Genomic DNA, 21,804 nt, shown 5'->3' with positions numbered 1-21,804 from the left:
GTTGTCTTCTCGACGGTCCCGGCCCCGCGTCGTGGCCCTGATGCCGACGAAAGAACCTACGCCCGTGCCTTCGCGGCCGCGGCAGCCCAGTGGCACGCCACCTGGGTCTCCTCGCCGCCCGCGAGCACCGGCAGGTCCTTCGTACGGCAGGCGTCCGCGACTCCCGCCCGTTCCGCCTCGCCCGAGGCCAGCACCTGGCAGCGTGCGTGGAACCGGCAGCCGGACGGCACCCTGGACGGGTCCGGCGCCTCACCGGTCAGGATCACCGGATCCGCCCCGGACTCCGGAAGCACCGACAACAGCGCCTGTGTGTAAGGGTGCTGAGGGGTCGTCAGGATATCCTCCACCTTGCCCGTCTCCACGATCCGCCCCAGGTACATCACCGCGACCCGGTCCGCGATGTTCCACGCCAGCCCGAGGTCGTGCGTGACCACCAGCGCGGACAGGCCCAGCTCGTCCCGCAGCCGCAGCAGCAGCGCCAGGATCTCGCCGCGCACCGAGGCGTCCAGCGAGGCCACCGGCTCGTCGGCCACGATCAGTTCCGGCTCCAGCACCAGCGCGCCCGCGATCACGACGCGCTGGCGCTGACCGCCGGACAACTCGTGCGGATACCGCAGGAAGAACCGTTCCGGCGGCCGCAGCCCGGCCCGGGACAGCGCCCCGGCCACCGCCTCCCGCTCGTCCCCGGCGTACCCGTGGATCCGCAGCCCCTCGGCGACGGCGTCGTACACCGTGTGCCTCGGATTGAGCGAACCGCTGGGGTCCTGGAGCACCAGCTGGACACGCTTGCGGTACGCCTTCAGCGCCCGGCTCGCGTAGTCGAGCGGCTTGCCGGCGAAGGTGACCTGCCCGGACGTCGGCGGGACCAGGCCCAGCAGCGAACGGGCCAGCGTCGTCTTGCCGCAGCCCGACTCGCCGACCAGCGCGACGATCTCGCCGGGCCGGATGTCCAGATCGACGCTGTCCACGGCACGCGCCGGGGCGGCCCCGCGCCGGCCGGGGAAGGTGACGTGCAGCCCCTGAGCGCTGAGCAGGGGAGTGGTGGGTGTCATGGTGTGCTCCTTGCTTCCTCGGCGCCCGGCAGGGCCTGGGCCGCGGCCGCCGCCGGCCCCACCAGCACACACGCGGCCCGTCGCCCCGGCCCCGCGTCCCGCAGCTCCTGGTCCTCGGTCGCGCAGGACTCCAGGGCCGCCGGGCAGCGCGGGTGGAAGGTGCAGCCGCCGGGCAGCGCCGAGGGGTCCGGCGGATCGCCGGGCAGCCCGCGGGGCGCGAACCGGGAGGCCGGGTCGCCGATGCGCGGGAAGGCGCCGGACAGGGCCTTGCCGTACGGGTGGTGCGCGTTCTCGTAGACCTCGGACGCCGGGCCCTCCTCGACGACCCGGCCCGCGTACATCACCGCGAGCCGGTCGCAGGTGTCCGAGAGCACCGCGAGGTCATGGCTGATCATGATCAGGCCGAGGTCCTGCTCGGACACCAGCTGCTCGATCAGCCGCAGGATCTGGGCCTGGATCATCACATCGAGGGCCGTGGTCGGCTCGTCCGCGATGATCAGCCCCGGGTCGCAGGCGAGCGCCATGGCGATCATCACGCGCTGGCGCTGACCGCCGGAGAGCTCGTGCGGATAGGCGGAGGCACGGGCGGCGGGCAGCCCCACTTGCTCCAGCAGCTCGCCCGCCCGCTTCGCCGCCGCGGCCTGCGTCGCCTTCTTGTGCAGCAGGATCGGTTCTGCGATCTGGTCCCCGATGCGGTGCACCGCGTTGAGCGAGTGCATCGCGCCCTGGAAGACGATCGACGCCCCCGCCCAGCGCACCGCCCGGACCTGGCCCCACTTCATGGCGAGGACGTCCTCGCCGTTCAGCAGGATCCGGCCGGACACCTCCGTACCGGCGGGCAGCAGCCGCAGCAGCGCGAGCGCCAGCGTCGACTTCCCGCAGCCCGACTCACCGGCGATGCCGAGCTTCTGCCCGGCGTCGACGGAGAGGTTCACACCACGGACGGCCTGTGCCCCGCCGGCGTACGTCACCGTGAGGTCCTGTACGTCGAGAAGCGGTGTCTTCTGGATGCTCGTCGTGCTCAACGGGCCACCCCCAGCTTGGGATTGAGGACGGACTCGATGGCGCGGCCGCACAGCGTGAACGCCAGGGCGACCAGGGCGATGGCGATGCCGGGCGGTGCCAGGTACCACCAGTCGCCGGCGCTGACCGCGCCCGCCTCGCGGGCGTCCTGGAGCATGCCGCCCCAGGAGGTGGTGGTCGGGTCGCTGAGACCGAGGAAGGCCAGGGTGGCCTCGGTGAGGATCGCGCTGGAGATCACCAGCGTGGTCTGCGCCAGCACCAGCGGCATCACGTTCGGCAGCACGTGCCGCACCATGATGTGCCCGTGGCCGCCGCCCAGCGCACGGGCGCGCTCGATGTACGGGCGGGACTCCACCGCGAGCGTCTGGGCCCGGACCAGCCGGGCCGTGGTCGGCCAGGTCGTGACCCCGATCGCGATGACGACCGTCCACATCGAGCGGTCCATCACCGTTGCGAGCGCGATCGCGAGGACCAAGGTCGGCATCACCAGGAACCAGTCGGTGACCCGCATCAGGACCGTCGAGTACCAGCCGTGGAAGTGGCCCGCGACGATGCCCACGACCGTACCGATGGCGACGCACAGGAACGCCGCGAGCAGGCCGACCGTCAGTGAGACCCTGGTGCCCCACACCAGCAGCGCCAGCACGCTGCGGCCGAACTGGTCGGTGCCGAGCGGGAATTCACCGCTCGGCGACTCCAGTGCACCACCGGGGGCGCCGGTGACGCTCTGCGAGTCGGCCCCGACGAGCTGCGGCGCGAACACGGCGACGAGCGCGATCAGGACGAGTGCGCCCAGACCCCACAGTCCGCTCCGGTGGCCGCGGTACTCCCGCCAGAAGCGGGCGGCGGACCGGCGCTTGCGCGCGCGGGCCAGCGCGCGCGGATTCTGCGCGGCCTCCGCCTCCGTGGGCGTGGGCATGGATTCGGTCGTCATCGGCCCACCCGGGGGTCGAGCAGCGGATAGAGCACATCGGCAAGGGTGTTCGCCAGGATCACCGCGGTTGCGAAGACGAAGAACAGCCCTTGTACGAGCGGGAGATCGGGCACGCTGAGCGCCTCGTAGAAGAGGCCGCCGAGGCCCGGCCAGGAGAACACCGTCTCGACCAGGATCTGTCCGGCGACCACATGCCCGAGGTTCACGAACATCAGGGTGAAGGTCGGCAGCATCGCGTTCGGCACGGCGTGCTTGCGGCGTACGACGTCGTCCCGCAGCCCCTTCGCACGGGCCGTCGTCAGATAGTCGCTGCCCATCTCGTCGAGCAGCGAGGAACGCATCACCAGGAGCGTCTGCGCGTATCCGACGGAGACCAGTGTGACCACCGGCAGGACCAGGTGGTGCGCCACGTCCAGGACATAGGCGAAGCCGGTCTGGTCGCCCGACTCCAGCCCGCCCGTCGGGAACATCCCCGGGATCGGGCCGATGCCCACCGCGAAGACGATGATCAGCAGCAGACCCAGCCAGAACGCCGGCACCGAGTAGAGCGTCAGCGCGAACGCGGTGTTGAACCGGTCGCTCGTGGAGCCGTTGCGCCAGGCGGTACGGGTGCCGAGCCAGACCCCGAGCGCGGTGTACAGGACGTACGACGTGCCGGTCAGGAGCAGCGTCGCCGGGAGCGCCTCGGTGATCTTGTCGATGACCGGCGCGTGAAACTGGAACGAGGTGCCGAAGTCGCCCGTGAGGGCGTCGCCGACGTAGCTCGTGAACTGCTGCCACATCGGCTGGTCGAGACCGAACTGGCGTCGCAGCGACTGGAGTTGTTCCGCGGAGACGGGCCGGCCGCCCGTCATCTGCTTCACCGGGTCGCTGGGAATGAGCCGGAAGAGGAAGAAGCTGGTGACCAGGACCGCGAACAGCGACACCGCTGCTCCCGCGATCTTGGCCGCCACGTATTGGAGATAGGCCTTGGTGTTGCGCGCCCGTGGACCGCGGGCGGCCGACGGGCCGGCCGGAGCCGGGCCGTCGGTGTCCGCGTCCGCGATCTGCACGAGCGCCGGAGTGCTGTCAGCTGTCATGGGGAACTCTCGTTACTCCTGCTGCACGTGGAGGGTCCGGCCGGCGATGTGGATGTTCCCCGGCCGGTCCCTCTCGACCCGTCCGGGTGACTACTCGCGGTCGTCAGCCGTGTTGCGGCGGCGCTTCGCGATGACCAGCCCGCCACCGGCGAGCACCACGACCACCACGATGATGCCGATGACGACGCCGGTGGAGCCCGACCCGCCGGAGCTGTCCGAACTGCCGCCGGAAGCGGGAGCCGCTGACCACCAGCTCCAGTAACCGTCCTGGCCGTAGATGTTGCCGGCCGCCTCGGGCATGGTCGTGATCGACTTGATCTGGTCGGTGCGGTACGCCTCGACCGCGTTCGGGTACGCGATGACGCTCATGTACCCGGAGTCATACAGCCACGACTGCATCTGATTGACGATGTCGGCACGCTTGGCCGGGTCGTACTCGGCGAGCTGCTTCTTGTAGAGCTCGTCGTACTGCTTGTCGCAGATGAAGTTGTCGGTGGCGGCGCTGTCCTTCGCCTTGACCGGCAGCGCGGCGCAGGTGTGGATGCCGAGGACGAAGTCGGGGTCCGGGTTGACGGACCAGCCGTCGAAGGCGAGGTCGTACTCACCGGCGTACCAGGGCACCGAGACGTTGTCGAGGCAGTCGACCTTCAGGCCGATGCCGAGCTTGCCCCACCACTCCTTGAGGTACTTGCCGATCGCCTTGTCGTTCGGGTCCGTCGCGTGGCAGAGGATGCGCAGGTCGAGCGGCTTGCCGTCCTTGCCGACCCGCTGGTCGCCCTTGAGCTCGTAGCCCGCCTCGTCGAGCAGCTTGGCCGCCTTGGCCGGGTCGTACGCCAGGCTCTGCTCGGCGGTCGGCTGCCAGTGGTACGCGGAGAAGCGCGGCGGGATGTAGCCCTGGCCCTCGACCGCGTGGCCCTGGAAGACCTTGTCGATGATGGTCTTGCGGTCGACGGACAGGAAGAGGGCCTGGCGCACCTTCTGGTCGAGAAGGGCCTTGTTGCCGTTGCCGAACTTCTTGCCGTCCTTGGTCTGCGCGCCCGGGTTGGTGGCCAGGGCGAAGAAGCGGCGGCCCGGACCCTCGTTGACCTTGATGTTCTTGTCGCCCTTGAGCGACGCGGCCTGAGCAGGCGTCAGCGCGGGCGAGCCGGCGACGAAGGAGACCTCGCCCTTGCGGAGCGCGGCGACCGCGGCGTCCTGGTCCTTGTACGTCTTGAAGATCAGCTCGTCGAACTTCGGCTTGCCACGCCAGAAGTCCTTGTTGGCCTTGAGCTTCACATACTGGTCGACCTTGTAGTCGGTGACGACGAACGGCCCGTTGCCGACGATCGGGAACGTCTTGTCGTTGTTGAACTTGGAGAAGTCACCGACCTTCTCCCAGACGTGCTTCGGCACAATCGGCACATCGAGTGCCGCCATGGTGGCCTGCGGCTCCTTGAGCTCGATGACCAGCTGCGTGGGACTGGGAGCCGTCACCTTCTTGAAGTTCGCGACGAAGTTGCCGTTGGCCTGCGCGGCGGCCTCGTCGGTCATCATCTTGTTGAACGTCCAGGCCGCGTCCTCGGCGGTGGCCTGCTGCCCGTCCGACCACTTGGAGTCGGACCGGATGGTGTACGTCCAGGTCAACTTGTCCGCGGACGGCTCCCACTTGGTGGCGAGGCCGGGGATCGCGTGGTTGTCCTTGGGGTCGTAGTTGGTGAGGAAGTCGTACATGAGCCGGGAGATGCTGGTGCTCATGAGCCGCTGAGCGAGGAACGGGCTCAACGAGTCGACGCTCTGTGCGACGGCGACGGTCAGTGTCGACTTTCCGCTGTCGGCGGCCTGCGCCTGCTGCGGCGCGGCACCGAGCGGCACACCCGGGACGATGGATCCGGCGGCCAGCGCCAGTGCGGCGGCACCGGAGGCCAGGAGGAAACGCAGACGTGAGCGTGGCTGGGCGGAGCGTGGTGGAACTCTTTCGACCATGGTCAGGGACCTCGCGTCATGACTCGCACGGAGAAGGCGGGTTGATCTGTGGTTCGCCAGCTGGTGAAGCGAAGGTTTATCAGCGGGGGTCGAGCTGCGTCAACGGTCATCGAAACCGCGTGTGGTCTGCGGGAATGCAATGAGGGCCCGCACCGTGGAGACGGTGCGGGCCCTCATTGGTTTAGACCTCTGATGCCTTACTGCTGAGGCGCTGGCGGCGGCTGCTGCGGCCATCCGGCGGGCGGTACCGGACCCTGCGGCTCCGGCGGAACCGGCTGGCCGGGCTGCCCCTGCTGCCAGCCGTTCTGCTGCGGTCCCGGAAGGCCGGGCTGCGGCGGATACGGCTGCGGGGGCTGCTGACCGCCGTACGGCTGCTGTTGCTGCTGCGGGTACCCCTGCGGCGGCTGCTGCTGCGGGGCGTACTGCTGTTGGCCGGGCATCGGCGGGGCGTACTGCGGCGGCGGGGTGGAGCCGTTCGAGGTCCAGAGCCCCTGCTGCTGCTGGGCGCGGGCGAAGTCCTCGGCGACCATCGCGGAGAGATTGAAGTACGCGTCGCGGGTCTTGGGCCGCATCATGTCGAGGTCGACCTCGGCACCGGCCGACAGGTGCTCGTCGAACGGTACGACGACCACGCCGCGGCAGCGCGTCTCGAAGTGCTGCACGATGTCATCGACCTTGATCATCTTGCCGGTCTCACGGACCCCGGAGATGACGGTGATGGAGCGCTGCACCAGCTCCGCGTACCCGTGCGCGGAGAGCCAGTCCAGCGTGGTGGACGCGCTGGACGCACCGTCGACCGACGGCGTCGAGATGATGATCAGCTGGTCGGCGAGGTCCAGCACCCCGCGCATCGCGCTGTAGAGCAGGCCGGTGCCCGAGTCGGTGAGGATGATCGGGTACTGCTTGCCCAGCACATCGATCGCGCGCCGGTAGTCCTCGTCGTTGAACGTCGTGGAGACCGCCGGGTCCACGTCGTTGGCGATGATCTCCAGTCCGGAGGGCGCCTGCGAGGTGAACCGGCGGATGTCCATGTACGAGTTGAGGTACGGGATCGCCTGGACCAGGTCACGGATGGTGGCACCGGTCTCGCGGCGCACCCGGCGGCCGAGCGTGCCCGCGTCCGGGTTGGCGTCGATGGCCAGGATCTTGTCCTGCCGCTCGGTGGCCAGGGTCGAGCCGAGGGCGGTGGTCGTAGTGGTCTTGCCGACACCGCCCTTGAGGCTGATGACCGCGATCCGGTAGCAGGACAGCACGGGCGTACGGATCAGCTCCAGCTTGCGCTGCCGCTCGGCCTCCTCCTTCTTGCCGCCCAGCTTGAAGCGGGACGCGCCGGACGGAGTGCGGCTGCTCTTCGCCTTCTGCTTGCCCCGGACCAGCCGGTCGGAGGAGAGCTCCACGGCGGCCGTGTACCCGAGCGGGGCGCCGGGCACGGAACGCTCGCGCTGGTCATGGGTGACCGGGGTCGGCCAGGCGCCCCCGGTGCGGGGGTCCACCGGCTGCCCCTGCTGCGGCTGTCCCTGCTGGGGGTGTTGGGCCTGCTGAGGCTGCTGGTGCTGGGCCTGCTGCGGAGGGGTGGCCTGCTGCTGAGGAGTGATCTGCGCGGGCAGGTGGGGCGCGGGCTGGGCATGCGGCTGCGGGGCCTGGCTTCCCTGCGGGATCTGCGGCGGCAGGGGTGTGCCCGGCTGCGCGGGCCACTGAGCACCCTGGGCCGGCTGGGCTCCTTGGGGCGCCTGGGCTCCCTGGGGCATCTGAGGCTGGTGCGGTGCCTGCGGCTGCTGTGACGCCTGCGGGAATCCGTAGCCGCCACCCTGGGGCGGGGTCTGCTGAGCCGGCGGAGCCGGCTGCTGCGGGAATCCGTAACCGCCCTGGGGCGGCTGGGGTGCCTGCGGCTGCTGAGCCGCCCCGGCCTGCGGGAATCCGTAGCCGCCGGGCGCCTGGCCGGTCGGGCCCGGAGCCGGCCACTGCTGGGCCGGCTGGGGCGCGGTGGGCTGCGGCGCGGCGGGCTGGAAGGAGGGCGGCAGCGGCGGCAGGGCGCCCTGCGGCGGCGCGGGCGTCCAAGGGCTCGGTGCGACGGGCGCGACGACACCCTGCGGCGCGTCGGCGGGCGGTACGTCCTGGGGGGCCGCGTCGGCGACGGCGACAGCGGCGTCGGTGAGGGCAGGGGCGGCAGCGGAGTCCTGCGGTCCGTCCGCCGGGGCATCGGCCGGGTCCGCACCGGTGCCCGGGGCGGCAGCGCCATCGGGCTCCTCGGCGGACGCGTCCGAGGTCTGCGCGGGGGTAGAGACAGAGCCGGTACCGGGCACCTCATCCGTACCCGTACCGCCGTCACCGGCACCGGTCTGCGCGGGGCCCGAACCGGCGTCCGGGTCCGGCCCCGAGTTGCTCCCGGCGTTGTCCCCGCCCCCGGTCCCGCCCTCGTCCGCCGAGTGCCCTTCGATCTCTGCGATCTGCCGCTTCAGCGAGGCCGGCGAGAACCGCATCGTCGAGCCGCTCTCCACGTCCCCGCCCCCGAACGGGTCCGACGCAACGCCGAAATCCCCCGTCCCGCCCGCGGGAGCAGACGCGGCGTCACCCGCCGAGGACTGGGCGGGAACCGGCGTCGGCATGGGTGCGGCCGGCGCTGGCGGTGCGGGAATGGGCGCGGGCGGCGGCGTCCAGTCGGAGTCGAAACCGCCCCCGGGAGCGGGCGCGGGCACGGACAGCGGCGTTCCGCTCGGCGGCGGAGGCGGCGCCAGATGCGTACCGGCACCCCCCGACGAGTCCCCCGGCGCGTTCTGCGTGTACCAGGCGGGCGGGGTGTAGTCGATGGTGAACTCACCCGTCATCTCTGCGGGCTCCGCGTCGGACGACTCGTCGACGGGCTTGTTCCAGCCCCCGCGGATCTCGTCCCGATCGCCGTTCACTTTGCCTCCTGGTGTGGTCGAGCACCCTTGTGCCGTGGTGGGTGGGGGCGACCGTTTCCGTCTGTCCGACCGCCCGGCTCTCCCCCTGGGACACGCATTGCCTGCCCCCGCAGGTTCCTCTGCCGCGCCCGGACCCACCCTAATCGTCATGGGGCCCGCTCCGGCAGGGCGTACGGCGCCGCAAGAGCTGTCCCGTGCATCACTTACTCGCCCCGGGAGACCGAATGCGGCGGAGTGCACAGATCGAAGCCGTTGATTCGCGACATATCCAGCCGTGATGAGGAGAGGCCGCCCTCACGAGGCGGCCACCTCCCCACCCGGCCCGTGCCTACGTGAGGTCGAACTCACCGTCCCGTGCACCCAGTACGAAGGCACGCCACTCGGCCTCCGTGTACCGCAGCACGGTCTCCGGGTCCAACGACGAGCGCATGGCGACCGCACCGCCCGGCAGATGCGCGATCTCGACCCGTTCCTCGACGTTCTCGGTCCCCGGTGCGCTCAGCCACGTCACGTCCGAGATGTCGAGAGCGTAGAGCTCTTCCTTTTCCTGCTGGGTGCCCATGTCGGCGTCCCTTCGATCGAGCGGTGTCGTTCCCCCGCCATCCTTCCGGAAGCCGCAGGTCCAGGGTCGCGAACAGAAGAGTTCAGCCCATCCGGTCAGTCCAGCCCAGTCCCCAGCCAGCCCAGTTGCGGCCAGTCCAGTTCCCGGTCGGTCCCGGCCAGTCCATCCGGCGAGCGGTGCCGAGCAGCCCGGTCTCCATGTCCGTCGCACTCGTCATCACCCAGTGGCGCTCGCCGCCCGCCACCCAGAGCGTGACACCGTCCGCCAGGGCGAGGACACCACCCGGCCACTGGGCGGGCGCATCCTGCCGCCCCGCACCACCACCACCGGGCTGCCCACTGTCGCTCCGGTCGGCAAAACCCTGCCCACGTCATGGAAGGCGACGCATTCGAGACCGGCACCCGCGGCCTGCGCCAGGGTCGTCCACGCCTGGGCACGCCCGGGCTCCACCGCTTGCCCTGACGCGCACGGTGTCGCACCGTCAGGCTGAAGCTCGTCGCATACGCGGGAACCGAGGTCAGCAGCGAGACGAGGTGCGGAAGAGGGGGCGCCCCCGGCCCAACTCGGGCCAGCGGTCCACCGCATGGGCGGTGTGCCAACGGTCGTCGCACCGCCAGACCCTCGTCGTCTCCGCCGTCCGCCGCTGCGCCGAGGCGTCCGGGCATCCGGCGCGGGCCGAGAGCATGGGCCGGCTCCTGCCGGGTCACCGTCTTCGACGACGTCTATGACGCGGTCGCCACCGCCGTCGCCCGTGACCGCACCCTCTGGGGCGACAGCCTCATGGGCGGTGCCGGGCTCGTCGCGGGGGAGCTCCTGCTGGTCCTGCTCGGTTTCGTGCTGTGGCACTCCGGCCCCCGGCACGACGTGCACGGGCTGCCGGGCGTCCTCGCCGCGATCGTCGCTGTACTCGCCCTCGCCCGCGCGCTCGCCTGCGTTCGTGCCCGCGTCCACGACGACCGGGGATCGTCCACGGCGCTGGGCAGCGGCACGCTCGCGAACGCCGATGTCTCCGGCGCCGGGCCGCTGTCGCTCAGCGAGGGGCAGGGCATCGGCAGGGGCCAGTTCCTGCTCGCCTGCGCCGCCGTGCCGGTGGTCGCGGCGATCCTCATGATCGTCGCTCCGGCGGGGACGGAATCTTCGTCGTGTTCGTGTTCGCCGCAGCCCTCGGCGTACTGGTGACCTTCGTCGCGATCCCCGCCGGCCTGGAGCCCGCCGGGACCGCGGCGATGCGCGCGCCGCTCTTTGTGGGCGTCCTCGCCTTCCTGCCCGGCCTCTCCACCCGTTTCGCCGACTGCTCACCGCCATCGGTCTGGTCGTGCCGTGCAAGGGAGTGTCCCCGTTCCGGGGACGCTTCCTGGAGATCGCCGAAGCGTGTGTGCTCCCGACCCCGATCCCCGTCTGCCTCGCCGTTCTCGACCCCCACCAGTCGATCCGCGCTCTCATCAGCTGACCCGGGCATCCGGCGCGGCCGACCCGGCTGCGCCGGACTGGTACGCTGTGTGACGGCCGTTTGTGTACGCGCTCCCGGATCATCCTGGGATCTGCGCTCATCGGACCTTCGCCTCCGAGTCATGGAAGCTCCCCTGCGATCAAGACCAGGGGCACTCGTGGGCGCATCGAACATCAAGAGGAGTACGCGTGCCGCTCGACGCCGCTACGAAGAAGCAGATCATGTCCGAGTTCGCCCAGAAGGAGGGTGACACCGGATCCCCCGAGGTCCAGGTCGCGATGCTCTCCCGCCGGATCTCGGACCTGACGGAGCACCTCAAGACGCACAAGCACGACCACCACTCCCGTCGTGGTCTGCTGATCCTGGTCGGCCAGCGTCGCCGCCTCCTTCAGTACCTGGCCAAGAAGGACATCCAGCGCTTCCGTGCCCTGGTCGACCGCCTCGGCATCCGCCGCGGTGCGGCCGGCGGCGCCAAGTAGTTCGCCGTGAAGGGAGCGGTTCCCACCACTGAGGGGGCCGCTCCCTTTGCTGTACGTACGATTATGCGTATGTGGGCAGCCACCGGACGTGACGGTTCGCCCGCACGGCCGGAAATGCCAAGCAGAACCGAATCTCAGTAACCTGGTCGGAGAACGACCGCAGACGAGCGAGAAGCAGACCTCCCCGCCGCCGGTCCTCGGTAGTGGCCCCCGGACTCATCGACCCGGGTGCTTCGATCGAAGACCGGCCCGCCGATGGAGGGCTTCTCCGCTACCGTCCCCCGCCACACGGGCGTGGGGGCGAGAAGACGATATGTATCGGAGAAAACGCTAGTGGAGAACGAGACCCACTACGCCGAGGCCGTTATCGACAACGGAACCTTCGGCACCCGCACCATCCGCTTCGAGACGGGCCGCCTGGCCAAGCAGGCCGCCGGCTCCGCCGTCGCGTACCTGGACGACGACACCATGGTGCTGTCGGCCACCACCGCTTCCAAGAAGCCGAAGGACCAGCTCGACTTCTTCCCCCTCACGGTGGACGTCGAGGAGCGGCAGTACGCCGCCGGCAAGATCCCCGGCTCCTTCTTCCGTCGTGAGGGCCGGCCCTCCGAGGATGCGATCCTCACCTGCCGCCTGATCGACCGCCCGCTGCGCCCCTCCTTCAAGAAGGGCCTGCGCAACGAGATCCAGATCGTCGAGACGATCATGGCGCTCAACCCCGACCACCTGTACGACGTGGTCGCGATCAACGCCGCCTCCTGCTCCACGCAGCTGGCCGGCCTGCCCTTCTCCGGCCCGGTCGGCGGCACCCGTGTCGCCCTGATCAAGGGCCAGTGGGTCGCCTTCCCGACGCACACCGAGCTCGAGGACGCCGTCTTCGACATGGTCGTCGCCGGTCGCGTCCTGGAGGACGGCGACGTCGCGATCATGATGGTCGAGGCCGAGGCCACCGAGAAGACCATCCAGCTCGTCAAGGACGGCGCCGAGGCCCCCACCGAGGAGGTCGTCGCCGCCGGTCTGGAAGCCGCGAAGCCCTTCATCAAGGTCCTCTGCAAGGCCCAGTCGGACCTCGCCGCCAAGGCCGCCAAGCCCACCGGTGACTTCCCGGTCTTCCTGGACTACCAGGACGACGTCTTCGAGGCGCTCGCCGCCGCCGTGACGTCCGAGCTGGCCCAGGCGCTCACCATCGCCGGCAAGCAGGACCGCGAGACCGAGCTGGACCGCGTCAAGGAGATCGCCGCCGAGAAGCTCCTCCCGGCCTTCGAGGGCCGCGAGAAGGAGATCTCCGCCGCGTACCGCGCGCTGACCAAGAAGCTGGTCCGCGAGCGCGTCATCAAGGACAAGGTTCGCATCGACGGCCGCGGCGTCACGGACATCCGTACGCTCGCCGCCGAGGTCGAGGCCATCCCGCGGGTGCACGGCTCGGCGCTGTTCGAGCGTGGCGAGACCCAGATCCTGGGCGTCACCACCCTCAACATGCTCCGCATGGAACAGCAGCTGGACACCCTCTCCCCGGTGACCCGCAAGCGCTACATGCACAACTACAACTTCCCGCCGTACTCCGTCGGTGAGACCGGCCGCGTGGGCTCGCCCAAGCGCCGCGAGATCGGCCACGGCGCGCTCGCCGAGCGCGCCATCGTGCCGGTGCTGCCGACGCGCGAGGAGTTCCCCTACGCGATCCGCCAGGTCTCCGAGGCGCTGGGCTCCAACGGCTCGACGTCCATGGGTTCGGTCTGCGCCTCCACCATGTCGCTGCTGAACGCCGGTGTGCCGCTCAAGGCCGCCGTCGCCGGTATCGCCATGGGCCTGATCTCCCAGGAGATCGACGGCAAGACCCACTACGTCGCCCTCACCGACATCCTCGGTGCGGAGGACGCCTTCGGCGACATGGACTTCAAGGTCGCCGGTACGAAGCAGTTCGTCACCGCGCTCCAGCTCGACACCAAGCTCGACGGCATCCCCGCCTCGGTCCTGGCCGCCGCGCTGAAGCAGGCCCGCGACGCCCGCCTCCACATCCTCGACGTGATGAACGAGGCCATCGACGTCCCGGACGAGATGTCCCCGAACGCCCCGCGGATCATCACCGTCAAGATCCCGGTGGACAAGATCGGTGAGGTCATCGGCCCCAAGGGCAAGATGATCAACCAGATCCAGGAGGACACCGGCGCCGACATCACGATCGAGGACGACGGCACCATCTACATCGGTGCCGCCGACGGACCGGCCGCCGAGGCCGCCCGCGCCACGATCAACTCGATCGCCAACCCGACCATGCCCGAGGTCGGCGAGCGCTACCTGGGTACGGTCGTCAAGACCACCACCTTCGGTGCCTTCGTCTCCCTCATGCCGGGCAAGGACGGTCTGCTGCACATCTCGCAGATCCGCAAGCTCGCCGGTGGCAAGCGCGTGGAGAACGTCGAGGACGTGCTCGGTGTCGGCACCAAGGTCCAGGTCGAGATCGCCGAGATCGACTCCCGTGGCAAGCTCTCCCTGATCCCGGTCATCGAGGGTGAAGAGGACGAGAAGAAGGACGACGCCGCCAAGTGACGTCCCGTAGTTCCGTGACGACGGCCCGCGCCTCCTCCAAGGCGCGGGCCGTCGCCCGTACCCAAACGCTTCTCAAGGGCACCAACGGCATCGGTACGGTCCGCCGCACCGTGCTGCCCGGCGGTCTTCGGGTGGTCACCGAGACCCTGCCCTCCGTACGCTCCGCCACCTTCGGTATCTGGGCCAACGTCGGATCACGCGACGAGACCCCCACCCTGAACGGCGCGACGCACTACCTCGAACACCTCCTCTTCAAGGGCACCGCCAAGCGCAGTGCCCTGGACATCTCCGCCGCGATCGACGCGGTCGGCGGCGAGATGAACGCCTTCACGGCGAAGGAGTACACCTGCTATTACGCGCGGGTACTCGACACCGACCTGCCGCTGGCCATCGACATCGTCTGCGACATGCTGACCGGCTCGCTGATCACCGCCGAGGACGTCGACGCCGAGCGCGGCGTCATCCTCGAAGAGATCGCGATGACCGAGGACGATCCGGGCGACTGCGTGCACGACCTGTTCGCGCACACCATGCTCGGCGACACCCCCCTCGGGCGCCCGGTCCTCGGAACCGTCGACACCATCAACGCGCTCGACCGCGGCCGGATCGCCCGCTTCTACAAGAAGCACTACGACCCCACGCACCTGGTCGTCGCCGCCGCGGGCAACATCGACCACGCCACGGTGGTACGCCAGGTCCGCAAGGCGTTCGAGCGGGCGGGCGCCCTGTCCCGTACTGACGCCGTCCCGGTCGCCCCGCGCGAGGGCGCCCGCACCCTGCGCACCGCAGGCCGGGTCGAGCTGCTGAACCGCAAGACCGAGCAGGCCCACGTCGTCCTCGGCGTGCCCGGCCTGGCCCGCACCGACGACCGCCGCTGGGCGCTGGGCGTCCTCAACGCGGCCCTCGGCGGCGGCATGAGCTCACGCCTCTTCCAGGAGGTACGGGAGAAGCGAGGTCTCGCCTACAGCGTGTACTCGTACACCTCGGGCTTCGCCGACTGCGGACTCTTCGGGGTGTATGCGGGCTGCCGGCCCAGCCAGGTCCACGACGTCCTCAAGCTCTGCCGGGACGAACTCGACCGGGTGGCGTCCGAAGGACTGACCGACGAGGAGATCGGCCGCGCCATCGGGCAGCTCTCCGGCTCCACCGTCCTCGGCCTGGAGGACACCGGCGCGCTGATGAACCGCATCGGCAAGAGCGAACTGTGCTGGGGCGACCAGATGTCGGTCGACGACATGCTGGCCCGGATGGCACAGGTCACCCCCGACGACGTGCGCGCGGTCGCGGGCGAGGTCCTCGGACACCGCCCCTCCCTCTCCGTCATCGGCCCGCTCAAGGACAAGCAGGCCGACCGCCTCGAAGAAGCGGTCTCCTAACCCCACCGTTAAGGAACCAGAGCAATGAGCAAGCTGCGCGTGGCCGTTCTCGGCGCCAAGGGCCGTATCGGATCCGAGGCGGTACGAGCCGTCGAGGCCGCCGACGACATGGAGCTGGTGGCCGCGCTGGGCCGTGGCGACAAGCTGGAGACCCTCACGGAATCCGGTGCCCAGGCCGTCGTCGAACTCACCACCCCCGCGTCGGTGATGGACAACCTCGACTTCTGCGTCCGGCACGGCATCCACGCCGTCGTCGGTACGACCGGCTGGACCGACGAACGGCTCGCGCAGCTGAACACCTGGCTGGCCGGCTCCCCGGAGACCGGTGTGCTCATCGCGCCGAACTTCTCCATCGGCGCCGTCCTCACGATGAAGTTCGCGGAGCAGGCCGCCCGCTACTTCGAGTCCGTCGAGGTCGTCGAGCTGCACCACCCCAACAAGGCCGACGCCCCCTCGGGCACCGCCACCCGCACCGCCCAGCTGATCGCCGACGCCCGCCGCAAGGCCGGCTGCGCCCCGCAGCCGGACGCCACCGCCACGGCCCTGGACGGCGCCCGCGGCGCGGACGTCGACGGGGTCCCGGTCCACGCGATCCGGCTCCGCGGCCTCCTCGCACACCAGGAAGTGCTGCTCGGTGGCGAGGGCGAGACGCTCACCATCCGCCATGACTCCCTGCACCACAGCAGCTTCATGCCGGGCATCCTGCTCGGCGTGCGCCGCGTGGTGACCACTCCCGGCCTCACGTTCGGCCTGGAACACTTCCTCGACCTGAACTGACTGAGCCCTGCCATGCGCGCAAAGATCACTTACTTCGTCACCGCTGCCGTCCTGGTCTTCTACTTCGCCCTGGTCGGCAGCCGTGGCGTGCTGCTCATCCGGCACGGCACGCTGCTGACGGTCGCCTTCGGGGTCGCGGTGCTGATCCTGCCGGTGATCGGCATCTGGTTCCTCTGGAAGAACACCCAGTTCGTGTCGCGGGCGAACGCGCTGGCCGCGGAGCTCGACGCGGAGGGCGGCCTGCCGGTCGACGAACTGGTCCGCACCCCGTCCGGCCGTATCGACCGCGACTCGGCGGACGCGGTGTTCGCTCGCCGCCGCGAGGAGACCGAGGACTCCCCGGACGACTGGCGCTGCTGGTTCCGCCTCGCCGTCGCCTACCAGGACGCCAGGGACACCCCCAGGGCGCGCAAGGCCATGCAGCGCGCCATCGCCCTGCACATGAAGGACGCCCGTCCCAGCACCCCCTGAAGGGGCTGGGACGGGCGTCCCGCCGAACTGTCCGGAGACCTCAGACCCGCCGGTACTCGTCCCCCCACGCCTCCACCGTGTCGGCGGCGCGGTCGAACGCCTCGCTCCGCGTCAGGAAGTCGGCGTTGTTGTCGGTGAGCAGCGGCGGAATCGGCTCGCCCCCCTGACGTACGAGGATCAGCGCCTGCCCCTGGACCGTGCGCGGGAACCCGAGCCACCTCACCGGCTGTTGCACAGTACGGATGGCAGCGACCCGGTTCCACGGCACGGTGACGCTGGTGAAGAAGGCCACCCGGCGCACGCCGTGCCGGCTGACCCACGCACCGACCCGCAGCAGCCGCAGCGCACAGAAGATGATCGCGAGGGCGAGTCCCAGACATACCGCCGCGCCCGGCAACGCCCCGGCGAACGCGATGATCATTCCCGCGAGCAGGACGAAGGACGCCAACAGCAGCAGGAACGCCGCCGCCCCGACCCGCCAGGGGCCGGGGCGGTACGGTCGCCGCCAACTGTCGTGGTCGTCGAACGGCAGCGCGATGTCCTCGGCGCTGGCGTCAAACGCGTGGTCGGCCGTCAGGAAGGGCAGGGGCACGACTGATCCTCACTCACAAACACGCTCGATTGCTGTGCCCGGTGAGGCTACCGAGGAGGCCGCCGACCCGACCACCCCAGGGGGGCCGTACGAGTCAGTGCCCGTGGACGGCCTCGGTCTGCTCGGCGTGCGAGGCGCTCTGGGCGGGGCTCAGCGCGGGCAGGCCGAGAATCAGCGCCCCGACGAGGCCGCCGACCACGGTCAGCCCCACGAGGGAACGGCTGGCCAGCTGGGAGACGGTGGCGCGCTCCCGGGGCGGGGGAGTGACGTTACTGCGGAATCGGTCGCTCTCGGCCACGAACGAGAACGGGACGGATTCACGCCGGCGGAACATGAGGAAGGTCTCCTTGAACTCTGTTACGGATGCTGCTATTGAGTCAGACGCTCGGCAGGCCCGATCGGTGCCGCGAATCGCCGAATTCGTCGAAGAAATCCCTGGACGGCCCTTCCGGCCCGGTTGTCAGTGGTGGCCCGTAGAGTGGGCGCCGCCCGAGCGACGCAACTGGAAGGACCCCGCCGGTGACCGAGACCCCCGAGCCCGCAAAGCCCAGCTTCCGCAGCGATGTCACCGTTGAGCTGGTGAAACACGCCGCGGGCGACTCCGACGTCCTGTTCGCGGCCCGTGTCTCCACGGCCGGCGAGCAGTCCCTGGAGGAGGTCACCAAGGACCCCGAGCGCTCCAAGGGGCTCATCAATTACCTGATGCGTGACCGCCACGGCAGCCCGTTCGAGCACAACTCGATGACCTTCTTCATCAGCGCCCCGATCTTCGTGTTCCGCGAGTTCATGCGCCACCGCGTCGGCTGGTCGTACAACGAGGAATCGGGCCGCTACCGGGAGCTGGAGCCGGTCTTCTACGTCCCGGACGCCTCCCGCAAGCTCGTTCAGCAGGGCCGCCCCGGCAAGTACGAGTTCGTCGAGGGCACCCAGGCCCAGCAGAAGCTCACCGGCCGCGTCATGGAGGACTCCTACCGCCAGGCGTACGAGGCGTACCAGGAGATGCTCGCCGCGGGAGTGGCCCGAGAGGTCGCCCGCGCCGTGCTCCCCGTCGGTCTCTTCTCCTCGATGTACGCCACGTGCAACGCCCGCTCGCTGATGCACTTCCTCGGCCTGCGCACCCAGCACGAGCTGGCGAAGGTGCCGTCCTTCCCGCAGCGCGAGATCGAGATGGTCGGTCAGCAGATGGAGGAGCACTGGGCCCGTCTCATGCCGCTCACCCATGCAGCCTTCAACAAGAACGGACGCGTGGCCCCGTAAGCGGTGTCCGTATTGCGGCGTTTCGTGAAGTTCATCTAGGCTGATCAAACGGACCCGGCACTGCTTGAACCCCCGAGCAGGCAGTGCCGGGCTCCTATCGCTTGTCCCCCCGAGGGGGCATTGGGTCCTGAGCAGCGAGTAGCGTGTTACCCATGGCTCCGATCTCCACTCCGCAGACCCCCTTCGGGCGGGTCCTCACCGCTATGGTCACGCCCTTCACGGCGGACGGCGCACTCGACCTCGACGGTGCCCAGCGGCTCGCCGTCCATCTGGTGGACGCAGGCAATGACGGCCTGGTCGTCAACGGCACCACCGGCGAGTCCCCGACCACCAGCGACGCGGAGAAAGACCAGCTCGTCAGGGCGGTACTGGAAGCCGTGGGAGACCGGGCCCACGTCGTCGCCGGCATCGGCACAAATGACACCCGGCACAGCATCGAGCTCGCCCGTACGGCCGAACGCTCCGGCGCCCACGGCCTCCTCGCCGTGACCCCGTACTACAACAAGCCGCCGCAGGAAGGCCTCTTCCGCCACTTCACGGCGATCGCCGATGCCACCGGCCTGCCGGTCATGCTCTACGACATCCCCGGCCGCAGCGGTGTGCCGATCGACACGGAGACACTGGTACGGCTGGCCGAGCATCCGCGCATCGTCGCCAACAAGGACGCCAAGGGCGACCTCGGCCGAGCGAGCTGGGCCATCGCCCGCTCCGGTCTCGCCTGGTACTCCGGCGACGACATGCTCAACCTCCCGCTGCTCTCGGTCGGCGCCGTCGGATTCGTCTCCGTCGTCGGCCACGTGGTCACCCCCGACCTGCGCGCCCTCATCGAGGCCCACGTCGGCGGCGACGTCCAGAAGGCCACGGAGATCCACCAGAAGCTCCTGCCGGTCTTCACCGGCATGTTCCGCACCCAGGGTGTGATCACCACCAAGGCCGCCCTGGCGCTCCAGGGCCTCCCCGCAGGCCCGCTGCGCCTACCGCTGGTGGAGCTCACCGAGCAGGAAACGGCCCAGCTCAAGATCGATCTCGCCGCCGGCGGGGTAGAGCTGTAACCACAGACTTCACAACTGAATACGCGAAGAACACTCGCAAGAGCCAAGACACAGACAACAGCAAGTGCACGAATGACATGCGCGCCACGTGCCCAAGCGGTACGTGGCGCGCGTGGTAAGGAGAGTCTTTTGAGTCATCCGCATCCCGAACTCGGCACCCCGCCGAAGCTCCCGAAGGGCGGCCTGCGGGTCACCCCGCTCGGTGGCCTCGGCGAAATCGGCCGCAACATGACGGTCTTCGAGTACGGCGGCCGCCTGCTCATCGTCGACTGCGGAGTCCTCTTCCCCGAGGAGGAGCAGCCCGGAATCGACCTGATCCTGCCGGACTTCACCACGATCCGGGACCGCCTCGACGACATCGAGGGCATCGTCCTCACGCACGGCCACGAGGACCACATCGGTGGTGTCCCGTATCTGCTGCGCCTGAAGCCGGACATCCCCCTCATCGGCTCCAAGCTGACCCTCGCGCTGATCGAGGCGAAGCTCCAGGAGCACCGCATCCGTCCGTACACCCTCGAAGTGGCGGAGGGCCAGCGCGAGCGCATCGGCGTGTTCGACTGCGAGTTCATCGCGGTCAACCACTCGATCCCGGACGCCCTCGCGGTTGCCATCCGCACCCCTGCGGGCATGGCCGTCGCGACCGGCGACTTCAAGATGGACCAGCTCCCGCTGGACGGCCGGCTCACCGACCTGCACGCCTTCGCCCGGCTGAGCGAGGAAGGCATCGACCTCCTCCTCTCAGACTCGACGAACGCCGAGGTCCCGGGCTTCGTACCGCCCGAGCGGGACATCTCCAACGTCCTGCGCACGGTCTTCGCCAACGCCCAGAAGCGCATCATCGTGGCGAGCTTCGCCAGCCACGTCCACCGCATCCAGCAGATCCTCGACGCGGCACACGAGTACGGCCGCAGGGTCGCCTTCGTCGGCCGCTCGATGGTCCGCAACATGGGCATCGCCCGCGACCTCGGCTACCTGAGGGTCCCCGCCGGCCTGATCGTGGACGTCAAGACCCTCGACGACCTGCCGGACGACGAGGTCGTGCTGGTCTGCACGGGCTCCCAGGGCGAGCCGATGGCGGCCCTGTCCCGGATGGCGAACCGCGACCACCAGATCCGGATCGTCCCCGGCGACACGGTGATCCTTGCGTCGTCCCTGATCCCGGGCAACGAGAACGCGGTCTACCGCGTGATCAACGGCCTGACCCGCTGGGGCGCCAACGTCGTCCACAAGGGCAACGCGAAGGTCCATGTCTCGGGCCACGCCTCGGCAGGCGAGCTGCTGTACTTCTACAACATCTGCAAGCCGAAGAACCTGATGCCGGTCCACGGCGAATGGCGCCACCTGAGGGCCAACGCCGAACTGGGCGCGCTCACCGGAGTGCCCAAGGACCACATCGTCATCGCCGAGGACGGCGTCGTCGTCGACCTCGTCGACGGCCGGGCCAAGATCGTCGGCAAGGTCCAGGCGGGTTACGTCTACGTCGACGGCCTCTCGGTCGGCGACGTCACCGAGACCTCGCTCAAGGACCGCCGGATCCTTGGCGAAGAGGGCATCATCTCCGTCTTCATCGTGGTCGACAGCACCTCCGGCAAGATCACGGGGGGACCGGACATCCACGCCCGCGGTTCAGGCATCGACGACTCGGCGTTCAGCGCGGTCGTGCCGAAGATCGAGGAAGCGATCAACAGGTCCGCCCAGGACGGCGTGCTGGAACCGCACCAGGTCCAGCAGCTCGTTCGCCGCACGGTGGGCAAGTGGGTCTCCGACACCTACCGCCGGCGCCCGATGATCCTTCCGGTCGTCGTCGAGGTCTGACGCAGACCGGCGCGAACTCCGGAGCGGGGCCCCCGATTTGCATCGGGGCGCCCCGCTCCAGTACGTTTACGGCTCCGCCTGACCGGGAAGCACCGCGCACACTCGTGTGCGCTGAGCGCCCAGGATGGGGCGGGAATTCCGACTCAGAACTTCTGATAAAGTCGGATGCGCCGAAAGGTAAGGCCACTCCAAAGGTCACCAGAATTCAAATTCGGACCGGAAACGGGACGGAAAAGAGTCTGGTAAGGTTGGAATCGCCGGAAAGGGAAACGCGAAAGCGAAGAACTGGAAGGCGAAAAGCAGGATCTCGCTTCGACCGGGAATCGGACACGAAAGAGTCTGATAGAGTCGGAAACGCAAGACCGAAGGGAAAAGCCTGGAGGAAAGCCCGAGAGGGTGAGTACGAAGGAAGCGTCCGTTCCTTGAGAACTCAACAGCGTGCCAAAAGTCAACGCCAGATATGTTGATACCCC

At 69.4% G+C, this 21,804-nt stretch carries 18 protein-coding genes and 3 pseudogenes; 10 read left to right on the top strand and 11 right to left on the bottom strand.

All coding sequences use genetic code 11. The features are described 5' to 3' along the window. Positions 1 to 56 precede the first annotated feature (56 nt). From ACIRJP_RS36250 to ACIRJP_RS36210, 9 genes and pseudogenes are all read right to left on the bottom strand, one after another. The gene (locus ACIRJP_RS36250; RefSeq protein ID WP_404183870.1) at positions 57 to 1,052 is read right to left on the bottom strand and encodes an ABC transporter ATP-binding protein; all 996 of its coding nucleotides are present in this window, start codon (positions 1,050 to 1,052) and stop codon (positions 57 to 59) included. Then, positions 1,049 to 2,077: an ABC transporter ATP-binding protein gene (locus ACIRJP_RS36245; RefSeq protein WP_404183867.1), complete on the bottom strand. Its 1,029-nt coding sequence runs from the start codon at positions 2,075 to 2,077 to the stop codon at positions 1,049 to 1,051. The genes ACIRJP_RS36250 and ACIRJP_RS36245 overlap by 4 nt, the downstream gene beginning before the upstream one ends. Beyond that, positions 2,074 to 2,994 (bottom strand): ABC transporter permease, encoded by a 921-nt coding sequence (locus ACIRJP_RS36240; protein ID WP_404183864.1) that lies wholly within the window; start codon positions 2,992 to 2,994, stop codon positions 2,074 to 2,076. The genes ACIRJP_RS36245 and ACIRJP_RS36240 overlap by 4 nt, the downstream gene beginning before the upstream one ends. A gap of 11 nt (positions 2,995 to 3,005) precedes the next feature. After that, a complete protein-coding gene (locus ACIRJP_RS36235; RefSeq protein ID WP_404183861.1) occupies positions 3,006 to 4,088 on the bottom strand; it encodes an ABC transporter permease in 1,083 nt (360 codons plus the stop codon). A 90-nt stretch (positions 4,089 to 4,178) separates the two neighbouring features. Then, positions 4,179 to 6,050 (bottom strand): ABC transporter substrate-binding protein, encoded by a 1,872-nt coding sequence (locus tag ACIRJP_RS36230; protein ID WP_404183858.1) that lies wholly within the window; start codon positions 6,048 to 6,050, stop codon positions 4,179 to 4,181. A gap of 197 nt (positions 6,051 to 6,247) precedes the next feature. Then, entirely contained in the window at positions 6,248 to 8,953 is a 2,706-nt protein-coding gene (locus ACIRJP_RS36225; RefSeq protein WP_404183855.1) for an SCO5717 family growth-regulating ATPase, read from the bottom strand. Positions 8,954 to 9,281: 328 nt separating this feature from the next. After that, positions 9,282 to 9,515 carry a DUF397 domain-containing protein gene (locus tag ACIRJP_RS36220; RefSeq protein ID WP_266729370.1) on the bottom strand — a complete coding sequence of 78 codons (234 nt, stop codon included), beginning with the start codon at positions 9,513 to 9,515 and terminating at the stop codon, positions 9,282 to 9,284. Positions 9,516 to 9,675: 160 nt separating this feature from the next. After that, positions 9,676 to 9,968 (bottom strand): annotated as a pseudogene (locus ACIRJP_RS36215) (hypothetical protein); the annotation flags it as partial. A gap of 2 nt (positions 9,969 to 9,970) precedes the next feature. Next, positions 9,971 to 10,209, bottom strand: a pseudogene (locus tag ACIRJP_RS36210) (type VII secretion protein EccE); the annotation flags it as partial. An 8-nt stretch (positions 10,210 to 10,217) separates the two neighbouring features. Here ACIRJP_RS36210 and ACIRJP_RS36205 point away from each other — a divergent pair. The 7 genes and pseudogenes from ACIRJP_RS36205 to ACIRJP_RS36175 form a co-directional block, all read left to right on the top strand. Beyond that, a pseudogene (locus tag ACIRJP_RS36205) lies at positions 10,218 to 10,804 on the top strand (type VII secretion integral membrane protein EccD); the annotation flags it as partial. Between the two features lie 2 nt (positions 10,805 to 10,806). Then, on the top strand, positions 10,807 to 10,965 hold the full coding sequence (locus ACIRJP_RS36200) for a hypothetical protein (protein ID WP_404183906.1): 159 nt from the start codon (positions 10,807 to 10,809) through the stop codon (positions 10,963 to 10,965). 188 nt (positions 10,966 to 11,153) lie between these two features. Continuing rightward, complete coding sequence (gene rpsO, locus ACIRJP_RS36195; RefSeq protein ID WP_003965855.1) at positions 11,154 to 11,444, top strand: 30S ribosomal protein S15; 291 nt, start codon at positions 11,154 to 11,156, stop codon at positions 11,442 to 11,444. Positions 11,445 to 11,777: 333 nt separating this feature from the next. Continuing rightward, positions 11,778 to 13,991, top strand: coding sequence for a polyribonucleotide nucleotidyltransferase (locus tag ACIRJP_RS36190; protein WP_404183852.1), 2,214 nt, complete (start codon positions 11,778 to 11,780; stop codon positions 13,989 to 13,991). Continuing rightward, positions 13,988 to 15,367: a M16 family metallopeptidase gene (locus ACIRJP_RS36185; RefSeq protein ID WP_404183849.1), complete on the top strand. Its 1,380-nt coding sequence runs from the start codon at positions 13,988 to 13,990 to the stop codon at positions 15,365 to 15,367. The genes ACIRJP_RS36190 and ACIRJP_RS36185 overlap by 4 nt, the downstream gene beginning before the upstream one ends. A 24-nt stretch (positions 15,368 to 15,391) precedes the next feature. Then, positions 15,392 to 16,144 carry a 4-hydroxy-tetrahydrodipicolinate reductase gene (dapB, locus tag ACIRJP_RS36180; protein WP_404183846.1) on the top strand — a complete coding sequence of 251 codons (753 nt, stop codon included), beginning with the start codon at positions 15,392 to 15,394 and terminating at the stop codon, positions 16,142 to 16,144. Positions 16,145 to 16,156: 12 nt separating this feature from the next. Next, entirely contained in the window at positions 16,157 to 16,615 is a 459-nt protein-coding gene (locus ACIRJP_RS36175; RefSeq protein ID WP_266729353.1) for a tetratricopeptide repeat protein, read from the top strand. Between the two features lie 40 nt (positions 16,616 to 16,655). On the opposite strand, the gene ACIRJP_RS36170 is transcribed toward ACIRJP_RS36175, so the two are convergent. Both ACIRJP_RS36170 and ACIRJP_RS36165 read right to left on the bottom strand, forming a co-directional pair. Further along, complete coding sequence (locus tag ACIRJP_RS36170; protein ID WP_404183843.1) at positions 16,656 to 17,207, bottom strand: hypothetical protein; 552 nt, start codon at positions 17,205 to 17,207, stop codon at positions 16,656 to 16,658. 94 nt (positions 17,208 to 17,301) lie between these two features. Beyond that, positions 17,302 to 17,541: a hypothetical protein gene (locus ACIRJP_RS36165; protein ID WP_404183840.1), complete on the bottom strand. Its 240-nt coding sequence runs from the start codon at positions 17,539 to 17,541 to the stop codon at positions 17,302 to 17,304. Between the two features lie 185 nt (positions 17,542 to 17,726). Here ACIRJP_RS36165 and thyX point away from each other — a divergent pair, with 185 nt between their 5' ends. The 3 genes from thyX (at position 17,727) to ACIRJP_RS36150 (ending at position 21,331) form a co-directional block, all read left to right on the top strand. After that, entirely contained in the window at positions 17,727 to 18,464 is a 738-nt protein-coding gene (gene thyX / locus ACIRJP_RS36160) for an FAD-dependent thymidylate synthase (RefSeq protein ID WP_404183837.1), read from the top strand. Between the two features lie 152 nt (positions 18,465 to 18,616). Then, positions 18,617 to 19,516 (top strand): 4-hydroxy-tetrahydrodipicolinate synthase, encoded by a 900-nt coding sequence (dapA, locus tag ACIRJP_RS36155; RefSeq protein ID WP_351264891.1) that lies wholly within the window; start codon positions 18,617 to 18,619, stop codon positions 19,514 to 19,516. A gap of 129 nt (positions 19,517 to 19,645) precedes the next feature. Then, on the top strand, positions 19,646 to 21,331 hold the full coding sequence (locus tag ACIRJP_RS36150; RefSeq protein WP_404183834.1) for a ribonuclease J: 1,686 nt from the start codon (positions 19,646 to 19,648) through the stop codon (positions 21,329 to 21,331). Positions 21,332 to 21,804 lie beyond the last annotated feature (473 nt).

This window comes from Streptomyces sp. NPDC102437, from assembly GCF_044765565.1.
GTDB lineage: Bacteria > Actinomycetota > Actinomycetes > Streptomycetales > Streptomycetaceae > Streptomyces.
The sequence above is the reverse complement of the archived record's forward strand: the minus strand, read 5'-3'. Positions and strand labels throughout refer to the sequence as shown.